The sequence below is a fragment of the Paenibacillus sp. KACC 21273 genome (assembly GCF_028736095.1).
In the GTDB taxonomy this organism is placed as follows: domain Bacteria; phylum Bacillota; class Bacilli; order Paenibacillales; family Paenibacillaceae; genus Saccharibacillus; species Saccharibacillus kyungheensis.
In genome coordinates, this window is the sequence record NZ_CP117876.1 from 2,047,450 (window position 1) to 2,061,726 (window position 14,277).

Annotated in this window: 14 protein-coding genes and 1 other annotated feature; of the genes, 4 read left to right on the forward strand and 10 right to left on the reverse strand. The window is 39.9% G+C overall.

The window, feature by feature from the left end:
* Positions 1–412: 412 nt before the first annotated feature.
* The 7 genes from mtnB to PQ460_RS09335 form a co-directional block, all read right to left on the reverse strand.
* Positions 413–1,057, reverse strand: a complete 645-nt coding sequence (gene mtnB / locus PQ460_RS09305) for a methylthioribulose 1-phosphate dehydratase (RefSeq protein ID WP_274172438.1) — start codon at positions 1,055–1,057, stop codon at positions 413–415.
* Complete coding sequence (locus PQ460_RS09310; protein ID WP_273612825.1) at positions 1,054–1,731, reverse strand: 2-hydroxy-3-keto-5-methylthiopentenyl-1-phosphate phosphatase; 678 nt, start codon at positions 1,729–1,731, stop codon at positions 1,054–1,056. Before PQ460_RS09310 ends, mtnB begins: the two co-directional genes overlap by 4 nt.
* A complete protein-coding gene (locus PQ460_RS09315) occupies positions 1,728–2,942 on the reverse strand; it encodes a 2,3-diketo-5-methylthiopentyl-1-phosphate enolase (protein ID WP_273612824.1) in 1,215 nt (404 codons plus the stop codon). Before PQ460_RS09315 ends, PQ460_RS09310 begins: the two co-directional genes overlap by 4 nt.
* A complete protein-coding gene (gene proC / locus PQ460_RS09320; protein ID WP_274172439.1) occupies positions 2,939–3,808 on the reverse strand; it encodes a pyrroline-5-carboxylate reductase in 870 nt (289 codons plus the stop codon). The genes PQ460_RS09315 and proC overlap by 4 nt, the downstream gene beginning before the upstream one ends.
* Before the next feature lie 120 nt (positions 3,809–3,928).
* A complete protein-coding gene (locus PQ460_RS09325; RefSeq protein WP_274172440.1) occupies positions 3,929–5,176 on the reverse strand; it encodes a glutamate-5-semialdehyde dehydrogenase in 1,248 nt (415 codons plus the stop codon).
* 57 nt (positions 5,177–5,233) lie between these two features.
* Positions 5,234–6,415, reverse strand: coding sequence for a glutamate 5-kinase (gene proB, locus PQ460_RS09330; RefSeq protein ID WP_443147197.1), 1,182 nt, complete (start codon positions 6,413–6,415; stop codon positions 5,234–5,236).
* Positions 6,416–6,435: 20 nt separating this feature from the next.
* Positions 6,436–6,662, reverse strand: a binding site (T-box leader).
* A 98-nt stretch (positions 6,663–6,760) separates the two neighbouring features.
* Positions 6,761–7,981, reverse strand: coding sequence for a pyridoxal phosphate-dependent aminotransferase (locus tag PQ460_RS09335; protein ID WP_273612820.1), 1,221 nt, complete (start codon positions 7,979–7,981; stop codon positions 6,761–6,763).
* A gap of 242 nt (positions 7,982–8,223) precedes the next feature.
* Here PQ460_RS09335 and PQ460_RS09340 point away from each other — a divergent pair, with 242 nt between their 5' ends.
* From PQ460_RS09340 to PQ460_RS09350, 3 genes are all read left to right on the forward strand, one after another.
* Positions 8,224–9,039, forward strand: coding sequence for a carbon-nitrogen family hydrolase (locus tag PQ460_RS09340; protein ID WP_443147198.1), 816 nt, complete (start codon positions 8,224–8,226; stop codon positions 9,037–9,039).
* 379 nt (positions 9,040–9,418) lie between these two features.
* On the forward strand, positions 9,419–10,366 hold the full coding sequence (locus tag PQ460_RS09345; protein WP_274172442.1) for a ring-cleaving dioxygenase: 948 nt from the start codon (positions 9,419–9,421) through the stop codon (positions 10,364–10,366).
* A gap of 98 nt (positions 10,367–10,464) precedes the next feature.
* Entirely contained in the window at positions 10,465–11,088 is a 624-nt protein-coding gene (locus PQ460_RS09350; RefSeq protein ID WP_274172443.1) for an alpha/beta hydrolase, read from the forward strand.
* 211 nt (positions 11,089–11,299) lie between these two features.
* Here the strand turns inward: PQ460_RS09350 and PQ460_RS09355 are convergent, their stop codons facing one another.
* Positions 11,300–12,013, reverse strand: a complete 714-nt coding sequence (locus tag PQ460_RS09355; RefSeq protein WP_274172444.1) for a DsbA family oxidoreductase — start codon at positions 12,011–12,013, stop codon at positions 11,300–11,302.
* 138 nt (positions 12,014–12,151) lie between these two features.
* Positions 12,152–12,502 carry a winged helix-turn-helix transcriptional regulator gene (locus PQ460_RS09360; protein ID WP_273612815.1) on the reverse strand — a complete coding sequence of 117 codons (351 nt, stop codon included), beginning with the start codon at positions 12,500–12,502 and terminating at the stop codon, positions 12,152–12,154.
* 141 nt (positions 12,503–12,643) lie between these two features.
* Here PQ460_RS09360 and PQ460_RS09365 point away from each other — a divergent pair, with 141 nt between their 5' ends.
* Entirely contained in the window at positions 12,644–13,171 is a 528-nt protein-coding gene (locus PQ460_RS09365; RefSeq protein WP_273612814.1) for an NAD(P)H-dependent oxidoreductase, read from the forward strand.
* Between the two features lie 116 nt (positions 13,172–13,287).
* Here the strand turns inward: PQ460_RS09365 and PQ460_RS09370 are convergent, their stop codons facing one another.
* Positions 13,288–14,211 carry a LysR family transcriptional regulator gene (locus PQ460_RS09370; RefSeq protein ID WP_273612813.1) on the reverse strand — a complete coding sequence of 308 codons (924 nt, stop codon included), beginning with the start codon at positions 14,209–14,211 and terminating at the stop codon, positions 13,288–13,290.
* Positions 14,212–14,277: the final 66 nt, after the last annotated feature.

Consider the following 14,277-nt stretch of genomic DNA (forward strand, 5'->3'; position numbering starts at 1 on the left):
TGAAGCCATCTACTGCCATAGATGGTTTCTATTATGGTATTTCTTATACGAAATGCAACATATTTAAGTCAAGGAATGCAGATAACTCAGTTGATCTGTTTGCTTGTTATTAATTTATAATCAGTATACGGGTATTTGTAATGAAGGGCAACAACTATTTGTGTTTTACATACAAAAAAAGCTGACATTAACTATAATGTCAGCTTTTTTGTACGTTTTTTTCAAATATTTCCAAAATGATAACGCTTCATTTGTGAAAAAATACGATTCTGATCCGTATCTAAGTGCCAAACCCGAACGGAACAGAATCAATATACAACTGATATTCGTGAAATCACTGAGCAATACCATTAGTTCGCTTATAGATCTTGTTATCATTTCGGCGATTATCTAAAATAGCCAGAGACCTGTATTATTTTCTCAGTAGTAAATCACGATAAATATACTCGAAAATAAATTCAAATGCTTCAAGATGGCGTTTTGCTTCAAACGCATTTTTACCCCATGCATATATACCATGTCCACGTAGAAGGATACCTGGAATAGATTGATTCAATACACCCGGTACTAACTCTGCAATTTTAGGAATTTCAGCGTAGTTAGGTAATACAGGAATCGTAATTGCCGCATTTTCTTCCCAAATATTGAACGCTTTGATTAATTCAAGTCCTTGTATTGGTACAGCGCCTTGTTCACCGAAGTATTCGCTCACTAGATTGTTAAATACAGTATGCACATGGAATACAGCCCCGCAACCTGTTTCACGATAAATTTCGCAATGAATCAATGTCTCGGCACTTGGCTTCAATCCTGTAGTCTCGCAAGGACGTCCATCTTGATCGACGAATAAGAAGTCGGATGGTGTACTTACCGATTTATCTTTTCCGCTAGCTGTGATCGCGAAATGGAAGTTCTCAGGCGTATAATCGCCTACACGTAGCGATAAGTTACCACTTGTACCTGGAAACCAATGTCTTGCGGCAAATTGCTCTTTGATGCCACTAAGCTCTTGTAATGTTGCTTGCTTATGCTCTAAAGGGATATTAACAAAACTCATGAATGTATCGCTCCTATTCTTTGTCCGAAATCTGAAATAATATCATGAAACGTATGGAAAGGTACATGATCTACACCTAATTCTACACATTTATCTGTTAATACAGAGCGGGAGTAGACTAGATCTGCAATCTTAGCTCCTTCAAAATCGGTTAGGCTGTCACCAATCAGTATACGCTCGTATTGATCCGGTGAAAATTGACGCATGACTGTTGTTTTGCACATTCCGCAATCATTTTGACAATGTTCATCACAAGGATGTGTCCATACGATCTGAATATACTCGCCACTAAAGTCAGAACCATTACAGAAAATATGATCTTCTGCAATATCAAAAGGTGCTAATAATGGTTTTAAGAAAAAGTCGATTCCACCGCTAGTCACATAAAAAGGAACTTGATGACGATGAACCAAAGCTAGAAAATCGCTAAATCCTTCACGAATCCCCGCTGTGCTCATCACATAATCAACAATTTCTTGCTTTTGTGAAGAAGGAAGTAGTGCAAACATTTTGCCTACACCATCACGAATCGAGCGCTGTCCTCCTACGACTTCATTCATAATTTTCTCATAACCAGGAGGGGAGAAGTGCTTCATAATAGCGACAATATTATCTGAATTCGTAATCGTTCCATCAAAATCACAAAAAATAATCGGTTGTTTACTTACACTCATCGTTCTCCACCCCAAAGTTCTAAAGCTTGTCTAAGTTCGTGATGTCCTTGAGCGGCATAATCAGCCAGTGAAGTACCTGCTAGTGCAGCATCAATAGCTTGTTGGAACGCTTTACCGCCAGCACTAGCACCTTCTGGATGACCATGAATACCGCCACCTGCATTAATGATCACTTCATTACCAAAATCTTTTAAAATCAACGGTACAAGCCCTGGATGAATCCCGGCTGATGGTACAGGGAAGCTATGTCGGAAAGGCAGTTCTGGAGAAACCAGTTGCTCGCGAATAGCCATATTTTCTTCTTTAGGCATTACAACAGAGCCATAAGGAGAAGGGAATAGTACCAGATCAGCACCCGCAATACGCATCAATTGACCGAGCAATACCGAAGCAGAGATTCCATAATAAGGCGAAGGATAATACGCTCCTGCAAGCGATGGATGCGCCATGATTGGGATATTAATTTCAGGATCACGTGCCAGTTCATGAAGAACATCATATCCATAAGCTAATACATTAAGTAAAAGTGCATTAGCGCCGGAATCAATCGCTTTTTTGGCTTGTTCTTTTAGATGAAAAGTATGACCGGTTAAGTTCGCAGCATAAAGTACTTTTTTACCGGTTTGAGCTTGTACATCATCCGCAGCTTTACGGCAAGCCGCTACCCGCTTTTCAATCGGTGTTAAATCATTTTCGAACAAAATCTCATCATCTTTAATCAGATCGACGCCACCTAACGCTTGTGCGGTAAATTGACGTGTTAATTCATCCAGATCATGACCGATAACCGATTTGAAAATACTCATCAATAATGGACGTTCAGGAATACCCAGAATACGGCGTACACCTTCAATACCAAATTTAGGACCTGTAAAAGCTTTTAAAAAAGTATCTGAAAATTGTAAATTAGTTAACTTGATCTGACCATCCATCGAAATTTTACCAAACACTGTAATAAGTAGAGCAGGGATATCCGAGCTAAAATTAGCATCAGGATAAGCGATCTGAATATCAGCATACCGCTCACCTTGTTCGGATTCATGCACATCTACTGAAATAACTTCACCCAGATGCTTTTTCATCGATTGTTGCTTGGCAGCAGGTAATTCTGTCCAGCTACCGACAGTCATTCCGATTGCAATCGAAGATGCTTTTTTATGAAAATCAGCTTTGCTATCGTAACAACGATAAGAAGCGATACAGTAACTCATGAATTGTCCTCCTTGAGTGCAGCGCCCATCTCGCGGGAACGTTCTGCACAGCGTTCTACAGCACGCATAATCGTTTCTTGCATATGAGCCTCTTCAAATACTTTGATAGCGGCTGCGGTTGATCCATTAGGTGAAGTGACTTTGGCACGTAGAGCAGCAGGTTCTTCTCCAGTCTGTTGTACCATATGAGAAGCGCCGATCACTGTCTGAACAGTCAGCTCACGTGCTTGTTCCGCTGATAATCCGCCTTCGACTCCTGCACGAATCATTGATTCCATCACATAATAAATGTATGCAGGTCCACTTCCAGAAATACCAGTCAATGTTTCCATTTGCGATTCTTCAATCTCAGTTACAGTACCGACCGCTTCAAATAAATGATGAACCAATTGACGTTGTTTTAGAGTGACTTCTTCGGAAAAGACAAGACCTGTCGCTCCAAGTCCAATACTGCTAGACGTATTAGGCATTGTACGTGCTACAGGTTGCTTGCGACCAAGTAGATGCTGAATCGTTGCGACTTCCAAGCCTGCAATCACAGATACAACAAGTTGATCTTCTGTTAATGTGGAGCCTAATTGACGAAGCGCATTAGCCGCATCGACAGGCTTCATCGCAAGTACAATAACTTTGGATTGTTGTAAAGCAGCAGCACGCGCCGATTCTTCTCCAGCTACAGATACGCCATAACGTTGAACTAAATAATTCAAACGATTTTGATTACCACGATTCAGCATCGTCACTTGATCTGGAACCACTACGGCACGATTCACTAGACCTCGTAAAATAGCTTCTGCCATAGACCCTGATCCATAAAAACAAACAGGTTCTGTTATTAACGTTTGCATCGATTGAGGGTGACTCATCGTTATATCCATCCTTTCAAGCGCTTGGCAATATAAGCGCGCTATCTTCTAGTCAAATCAAACATGATTTTTGCAAAGCAAAATATCTTACGTCATGTGCTTGGCAATTTCATATTTATATTATTGACGAATTTGACCGTTTCCGTAAATACGATATTTGGTGGAGGTAAGAGCAGGCAATCCCATAGGACCACGAGCGTGTAACTTTTGTGTGCTAATACCAATCTCTGCGCCAAATCCAAATTCAAATCCATCGGTGAAACGAGTAGAAGCGTTATGATATACAGCTGCCGCATCGACTTCTTGCATAAATCGTTTTGCATTTTCTTCATCAGCCGTCACGATACATTCTGAATGTTTTGTGCTATAAGTCGCGATATGTTCCAGAGCTTCATCAAGGTTGGCTACGATTTTGATATTGAGAATATAGTCGCTATACTCGGTGGCGTAATCTTGTTCTGTTGCTTCATGAACCCATGAAATGCGTTCACGTGTAAGTGCACATCCACGAATCTCTACTTTATCCTGACGTAGCGCTTCTGCAAGTGTTATAAGAGCAGTCTGATCGTAATCGGCATGCACCAACAGGGTTTCCATCGAATTACAGACTGAAGGACGCTGTACTTTAGCATTGATAGCGATATCTTGCGCCATTTGATGATCTGCTGTCGCATCGATAAAAGTATGACAAATCCCCGCGCCAGTCTCAATAACAGGAACTGTAGAATTTTGCACAACATTTTGGATTAGCGAATGACCACCACGCGGAATAATCACATCTATAATACCGTTAAGCTTCATCATTTCATTGACAGAAGCACGATCAGCATCTTCGATCAGTTGTAAAGCATCACGTGGAATAGCGGATTGTTCTAAGGCTTGATGAAGAATCTCTACTATTTTGCGATTGGATGAAAGTGCGGCTGAACCACCGCGCAACACGACTGCATTTCCTGTTTTGAGCGATAATCCTGCAGCATCCACAGTCACATTAGGACGAGCTTCATAAATAATGCCAATCACACCAATAGGAACGCGAAGCTTTTCGATAATTAATCCATTTGGACGTTCAAGTGTTTCTAATAGCTCACCAATAGGATCATCCAGATCAGCGATTTGGCGTAAAGCAGAAGCAATGCCTTCAATACGTACGCTATCCAGACGCAAGCGGTCTAACATAGATTCAGAAGTTCCTTGTGCACGTCCATGTTCCAAATCTTCTATATTTGCTGTAATAATCTCATCGGTATGAGAAATTAATGCTTTTGCCATCATCAGCAATGCTTCGTTTTTGTCTTGAGTCGATAGTGCTCCGAGTCTAGTCGAAGCTTGTTTGGCAAGAGTGGACTTGTCTAATACTTCACTCATAATAAAAAACCTCCTCTATCATAATCAGTCATAATCAGTTCACGTACAAATCAATCATTATAAAGAAACCCATTCATCTCGATGGACAGCTTCTAATCGGTGGATATCTTCAATACCTAATCGTGTAGATATTTCAGAGCTTGGAAGACCACAGATTAATTGTAATTGATCATGGTCATAATTGACGATACCTCGACCAAGTACTTCACGTTGAAGATTAACAACTTCAATCACATCACCGGCATGGAATTGTCCTTCGACTTGCTTGATCCCGACAGGCAATAGGCTACGATTCTCACGACTCAATGCATAGGCTGCTCCATCATCGACAATTAGCGTACCAAGCGGAGTTGATAAAAATCCAAGCCATTGTTTTTTGATCGAAAGAGCAGACACATGAGTAGCAAAATAAGTCCCTTTCCCATGATGATCAATCGCAGCTTTGAGATCGCCGACTTCGCGTACACGACCGACAAAGACAGGCACACCGCCACGAGTAGCGATTTTGGCAGCATCAAGCTTGGAGCGCATTCCGCCTGTACCTACCGCCGAACCTGAACCTCCAGCAACTGCATAGATCTCATCAGTAATCTCATCGATTCGATCGTATCGTGTAGCTGTAGGATCATGACGTGGATCTGCGCTATACAATCCTTCCATATCTGTCAAAATAACTAATTGCGAAGCACGAGCTAAATTTGCCACAAGTGCAGATAAGGTATCATTATCGCCGAATTTTAATTCATCGACAGACACTGTATCATTTTCGTTAAAGATAGGGATAACACCTTGTTTGAGCAATTCTTCGATCGTCATCGTCGCATTGCCTGTACGCTTACGATTATTAAAATCACTGCGTGTTAACAAAATCTGTCCACTGACAATCCCATGACGGGCAAAAGCTTGTTGATAATCACGCATTAATAGCGCTTGACCGACCGATGCGGCGGCTTGCTTTTCGTGTAATAATTTGGGGCGTGAATGATACCCAATTTCTCTAAAACCTGCGGCTACTGCTCCAGAAGTGACTAACAGCACAGAGTAACCTGCATGTTGTAATGATGCGATCTCATCTGCAAAAAAATCAACAGCTTGATGATCGAGTCCTCCTTGTGATCCGGTTAGCGAGCTGCTCCCAATCTTGACAACAATACGCTGATTTGACAATCGTTTCACTCCTTTATAACTGCCTGACTTACTATGATATTTCTTGAAAATATAGACAAAAAAGACTTTCATCCTCTACATCATTATACGATGCAAAGGACGAAAGTCTGAGCTTCCGCGGTACCACCTTTATTGATAGACTCTATCATTCTATCCGGCTTACTTGTCCAAGATAACGGTAGGTATCCGTTCAGCGTTATAGGCGCTAAAAGCTCGGGGGTAGGTTTCGGTAAGAGCTGGTGGCGAATCCTTTCAGCCTCTGGGATTCACTCTCTATACACACCGCGGGCTTACGTACTGTTCCCGTCATCACGATTGATTCATATCAATAACGTGCATCAAAGTCACGTTAACTGTTGCAAACTAGAATAGCATGATCAAGCGCTTTTGCCAAGCACCGCATCACACACTTGAATCTTATTTGAATAAGTCTAGCTTCCCAATTCGGCGAACTGCTTCTTGCAATCGTTCTTCTGAAGTGAGTAGACCGATACGCACATATCCTTCACCTTTGGTGCCGAAGCCAACTCCTGGAGCTACAGCAACATGTGCTTTTTCCAGTAATAAGGTTGCAAATTCTTCTGAACCCATTCCGTTAGGCGTAGGTAGCCATGCAAAGAACGAGCCTTTAGGCGCTTTTGCTTCCCAACCGATTTTTTCCAATTCCGCAAAAAAAGCATTCCGGCGGGATTCATAGGTAGCGACTAGATCAGTTACACATTGTTGAGAATCGGTCAAAGCTTTGGCTGCCGCCGCTTGAATACCTCCAAATAAACTCACATACACATGATCTTGCATCAAGTTGATCAGGCGAATAATCTCTTTATTTCCTAAAGCAAAAGCAACCCGCCAACCTGCCATATTGTATGTTTTGGACAACGTATAAAACTCGACACCGACTTCTTTGGCACCGGGAATCTGTAAAAAGCTAACCGGTTGTTCGTCGTCAAATCCAATTGCCCCATAAGCAAAATCGCTGGCAACTACAATATTATGTTTGGCTGCAAATTGTACTGTTTCTTCATAGAAAGAGTAAGGAGCTGTAGCAGATGTCGGATTATTCGGATAATTAAGAAACATCAGCTTGGCTTTTTCTAATACTTCAGGTGCAATAGCACTGTAATCTGGCAAATATTTATTTTCTTCTGTTAAAGGCATAAATGACATCTCTGCACCGGATAAAGCGACACCAGACCAATAATCAGGATATCCCGGATCAGGAACAAGGCAGATATCTCCTTGTTCGAGCATAATCTGACTTATTTCAATTAGCCCTGTTTTGCCACCAAATAAAATAGCCACTTCGGTCTCAGGATCAAGATCGACATTATAATCTTCCTTATAACGTTGCGCGGCCGCTTCTTTCAAAAAAGAATAACCTGAAAAAGGAGAGTATTTGTGATATTGGGGATTGCCTGCGGCTTCACGTAATTCTTCAACAATATGCGCAGGTGTAGGTTGATCAGGGTTGCCTTGTCCCAAATTAATAACATCGTGTCCTGCGGCAACCTGACGATTCACATTTTGTACAAGCTTCGCAAAAAACTGTTCTGGCAATTGGTTCATCACACTAGCAGGTGTAATAGATATACTTGGCACGTTATTTGTTGTTGAGTTAGGGTTTGAATGGGTGTTCATCATTATCACTCCGTATCCGGTAAATTCATGTTATGATTGCTACAATTTTAAAAGAACTCAAGTCTTCCTAATCTATCATGATTTTTCCGATCAGTATAGAGGAGATTTAAAGGAATAGAAAGTAGTTTCTATTCTTAGCTAATGGTATATAGAGGATATCAAAAACAATAAACTCATGATACATTAAAAGTAGAACAGATTTGTACTATTATTTAAGCTTGGATAAAGGGGAATGATCACTAATGACAAATACACGCCAATTACATATTGCTTTAATTCAAATGGATATTGAACTTGCCAATCCTACAGTGAATCAACAACGTGCTGAAGAGTGGATTGCTCAAGCGATGACAGCAGAGAAGAAGCCGGATGTTGTTGTACTGCCTGAAATGTGGAATACAGGGTATGCTCTGGATCGCTTGGCAGGATTAGCTGAACCTGAAAATGGGAAGCTGACTACATGGATGAGCGATATGGCTAAGCGGTATAAGATTGTGCTGGTAGGAGGTTCCATATCAGAACAACGTGAAAGTGGATTTTATAATACATTGTATGTGTATGACGCGGATGGTGAGCGTAGTGCCAAATACGACAAAATTCATTTGTTCAAATTAATGAATGAAGAGAAGTTTATGCAACCAGGCGAGCAGACTGCTTTATTTCCATTACATGATGTAACTGCTGCGGCTTCGATCTGTTACGATCTTCGTTTTCCTGAGTTAGCGCGTAGTCTTGCTCTGGCAGGTGCACAAATCTGGTTCGTTCCTGCGGAGTGGCCTCATCCACGTATGCATCACTGGCGTACATTATTAACAGCACGTGCGATCGAAAATCAAATGTATGTAGTGGCTTGTAATCGTGTAGGACGTGATGAAAATAGTGAGTTCTTCGGTCATTCAATGATTATCGATCCGTGGGGCGAAGTATTAGCAGAAGGTGACGAAGCAGAAGGTATTATTAGTGCCACAATCGATCTTGATCTAGCAGATGAAGTACGTGGACGTATTCCTGTTTTTGCCGATCGTCGTCCTGAATTGTATATTCATAAGCAAAAGTAAAACAATACAATAGTAAAAAGATTGATTTTACACAAGCAGAAATAATACAGCACATATGGTGTGTTATTATTTCTGCTTTTTGTATACTGTTATTCTGTAAGAGTAGATGAAATTGAAAAACAACTGCCCTGTACCAAAAAAAGAAACTCATCAAATTTATTCATAAAACTTACTAAAAGTTAGTTAGTTCGGTGTTCAGCAACATTCTTCTGCAAAGGTCTTTTGTTATTGCGTAAACTGTTTATAATAAAGATATACAACAGTGACACATCACCACGAAATAGGTATACGTAATTAGTTTAACTTAAAGATATTTTAAATAAGAGCATTCAAACATGATGTAATACTAAAAAAATGAAACATAAAGGAGATCATTATTATGACACTTCGTACAGCAGGTATTCACCACATCACTTCTTTTGTAACCGATCCACAACGCAATGTTGACTTTTATGCAGGTGTACTTGGACTACACATGGTCAAAAAAACAATCAATTTTGATGCACCAGATGTTTATCATTTATACTTTGGAGATGCTGGTGGTAGCCCGGGAACAATCGTTACTTTTTTCCCACAACCAGGTGCACGTAAAGGTGTTGTTGGAGCAGGGCAATTGGGAATTACCGTATTTGCTGTTCCCACAGGATCACTTGATTTCTGGAAAGAACGGTTAACACGTTTAGGTATTCGTTTTGAACCGGTACATCGTTTTGGCGAACAATTGTTACGATTTGAAGATCATGATGGTCTACGAATTGAATTGGTTGAACGTGAAGGTGGCGCAGCAAGTACATGGGAATGGGACGGTATCACATCTGCACAAGCGATAAAAGGATTTGGTGGCGGTGTATTGTTTAGTGCAGCCCCTGCAAAAACATTGCATACCGTAGAACATGTCCTTGGACTTACCAAAATTGCAGAAGAAGACGGATATGTTCGTTTTCAAGCAGATGGAGAGATCGGAAATATTATTGATGTGAATTCTCGTGAATTACCAAGAGGTATTGCTGGTGCAGGGACAGTGCATCATATCGCATGGCGTGCGGCTGACTTTGCAGAGCATGAACTATGGCGTGAACAAGTACAAGCGAGTGGCTTCCAACCTACACCTGTTATTGATCGTCAATATTTCAATGCTGTGTACTTCCGTGAAGAAGGTGGCATCTTGTTCGAGATTGCTACAGATCCTCCAGGATTTGCAAATGATGAACCAGCAGATCAATTGGGACAAAAATTAATGTTACCTGAATGGTATGAACCACAACGTGAATTGATTGAACAAAATCTATTGCCGATCGAAGTTCGTAAAATAGCTCCTCAATCGTAATAACAACTTCAATAAGTTAATTTACTTTGCACCATCATTTTATAATATGAGAAAAAATTGCGCGTATATTATCAAGCACGTATAGAGGAGGAATAGAGATGACACTGACATTAAAACATATTTTCAAGCAAGGTACAGATGCGTCACAACCTGTTTTGTTATTGTTACATGGTACAGGAGGAACAGAAAACGATTTGATTCCGTTAGCAGAACGTCTTGCGCCGGAAGCTTCGATTTTGGGTGTACGTGGAGCTGTGTTGGAAAACGGAATGCCACGCTTTTTCCGTCGCTTGGCTGAAGGGGTATTCGATGAACCCGATTTGATTGCTCGTACTCATGAGCTTAATACATTTTTGGATGAAGCAGCGGTAGAATACGGATTTGATCGTCGCAATATTGTAGCCGTTGGATACTCAAATGGTGCGAATATTGCAGCAAGCTTACTTTTCCATGATAATCAATCGTTAAAAGGCGCTGTTCTGCATCATGCGATGGTTCCACTTCGCAGTATAGCGTTACCTGATCTAGCTGGCGTTCCTATCTTTATGGGTTCAGGAACTAACGATCCGATTATTCCTCGCGCTGAGACAGAAGAATTGGCGAAATATTTTATCGATGCAAATGCAGAAGTGCATTTACACTGGGAAAATTACGGTCACCAGTTAACAGCAACGGAAGTGGAAGCAGCAGTACAATGGTATAATCAACAGTTCACATCGTAAAAAGAAATGTAGTAACTATGCGTTCATATAAATAGCTATGATTATAGATTTTTTTATGAAAATATTGTTTGTACCCAAATAAAAACCGCAATCTATCGTTATCAATCCAAATAAAAAACGCTATTGCTTTTAGTGCAGCAATAGCGTTTTTATTTCATTATTCTACTTATCATGATATCTATCTAATTGTTAGAGATGATCCAAAGAAGAATTAAGATTTAGTATCAGGTACGATGCAAGATCCATCAGCACATACATCGCCTTCGGTACTGTTAATCATTTGTAAAGGATGATCTTCTGCCCATACATCTTGCAATGTATTTAGAAATACTTCTGTCGGTTGTGCGCCAGAGATACCGTATTTGTTATTCACAACAAAGAAAGGAACACCGGTAACGCCTAATTGATTCGCTTGTTGTTCATCTTGGCGAACTTCTTTACCGAATTGCTCACTGTTCAAAAATGCTTCTGTTTCTGCACGATCCAAGCCTACACGTTCAGCAATATCTAACAATGTAGCATGATCGCCGATATGCAATGAATCTGTAAAGTAAGCGCGGAATAAAGCTTCATTCATTTCAGCTTCTTTACCATGAACAGTAGCAAATTTAAGTAAACGATGCGCATCAAAGCTATTTGTTAATACCATCGTATCAAATTGGAAATCCAAACCTTCGTTTTTGGCTTGTTGCCATAAATTAGCGCTATTTTGTTTGACTTGTTCTAAGGTTAAGCCAAATTTGTTCATCAACATTTCATACATATTCATTGGAATATCTTTAGCTGCATTCGGATCTAATTCAAAGCTACGGAAACTCACTTCAACTTCATCCCGATTAGTAAACTGTTCCAAAGCTTTATTTAGACGAGCTTTGCCGATATAACAAAAAGGACATTGATAATCTGACCACACTTCAATTTTCATACGGATAATCCTCCACTACAATAAATTTATAATGATATTCAAAAATAGAATTGCAAAAGGTGTAACCATTATAGTTGCATTAGAAATAGTATAACCTGAATTGAATGTTATTAATAGTATTTTTATTACTTTTTGTAATTAAACCTCTTCTAATTGATTCTGTTCGCCCCAATCACACATCATATCTAAGATTGGAATTAACGATTGCCCGCGTTCTGATAAACGGTATTCTACTTTTGGCGGCACTTGAGGGTATTCTGTACGGATAATCAATTGATCTTGTTCTAGTTCTTTTAATGTAGCACTTAACGTTTTGAAAGAAATCGTGCCGATTGAACGCTTGAGTTCATTGTAACGCATTACTTTATTTTCTCCTGCTAACCAATACATAATAATCATTTTATATTTTCCGCCTACCAGTGAAAGCGTATAGCCAAATCCCGTATCTTTCAGGTTAACACCTGTCAGACTGTAGTCACCAATATGCATTGCTAATTCTCCTTTCAGGCATTCCATACTTTCTTTGAGGTTAGTACCTAACTTTAAAGTGCGTACTTTTTTATGATAAGTATCCGTCTTACAATAGGTTTAGCAAGTCCAACCAAGCTAAATATAATGGAGGTTTATCATATGAAAACATTAGTAATTGTAACGCATCCTAATATGCAAGATTCCGTCATCAATAAACGCTGGATTCAAGAACTGGAAAAGTATCCTGATCAATTCACGATTCATGAACTTTACAAAGTCTATCCTGATGAAAACATAAATGTAGAGCAAGAACAAGCACTTGTTGAAGCACATGATCATATCGTTTTTCAGTTTCCGTTGTACTGGTTTAATTGCCCACCACTGTTGAAAAAATGGCTTGATGAAGTATTAACGTATGGCTGGGCGTATGGTTCAACAGGTAAACACTTTACCGATCGCAAAGTTGCTATCGCCGTGACTGTAGGCGTTAGTGAAGCAGATTACCAACCTGACGGAAAATACCGCTATACGTTAGAACAAATATTACTACCTTTTGAAATGACATTTGATTATATTCATGCTTCGTATCAAGGTTTCACCGCTTTTTATAGTGCAGAGCATGAATCGACACCAGTACGGATTGAAGAAAATATCTCTGAATATATTCATTTTCTACAACATATTTAAAAAGAATACATTTCTTAATGAACTAACACCTATCATATACAGCACGTCTGGCAATTAGCATATATATAGAAACAAAATAAAATTATAAGGGAATGTATAGACTGCATTTCCTTATTTTATTGTTCTGGATGTACTACATTAATCATTGTTTCTTTAAATGTATTTACAAATGCTTCAGCCGCTTTGGATAAATATCTTCCTTTGCGACGTGCTATCACAAGTGTACGACTTGGAATCGGTTCTGCTAAAGGAAGATAGATGGGTAAAAACTCGCCACGTCTGGCGCGCGCTATATAATGAGGAACAAAAGTAACACCCATTCCTGTAGCGACCAAAGATTGGATCGTCTCGATATTATTACTTTCAAATACAACCTGCGGTTCAAAACCTGCTTCTTTACACACATCGAATACAATTTTGCGGAATCCTTGTCCTTTTTTGAGCACGATAAAAGGTTCATGTTCTAATTCTTTCAATTCTACAGGTCGATGATCACCATTCGCAAATCGCTGGGCTAACGGATGATTAGGTGGTACAGCCAGATCGATCAATTCATCACCTACTGGTTCATACGTGAGTGACGGTTCGGTAAGAGGAAGAGCCAGTAGACTAAGGTCTGTTTTACCGCTAGCGGTTAACTTTTCTAAATTGAGCGATGTATCTTCGATTAAGATCACTTCAATCTGCGGATAAGCAGCACGAAAAGCAGGGAGTACATGAGGAAGAAGATGGGAACCGGTAATCTGCATACTACCGACTACTACACGTCCACTTTGTAATTGTGAAATATCTGCCATTTCTTGACGCAACTGTTCTACAGCATCAATAATCTTTTGGGCTTGTTCTACAAAATTAGTACCTGCATGTGTTAATTCAACTGTACTGGTATTACGCTGAAAAAGGAGCACACCTAATTCTTTTTCTAATTTGGATAATTGCTGACTAAGTGAAGGTTGAGCGATATGTAGTTTCTCTGCTGCGCGCGAAAAGTTACGTTCAGCAGCAATCTGTAGTGCATATTGCAGTTGTCTAAGTTCCATATGACGTTGCTCCTTCGTACACGTATTATTTTTATACATCTATTTTAATCAAAATCCACTTATAAG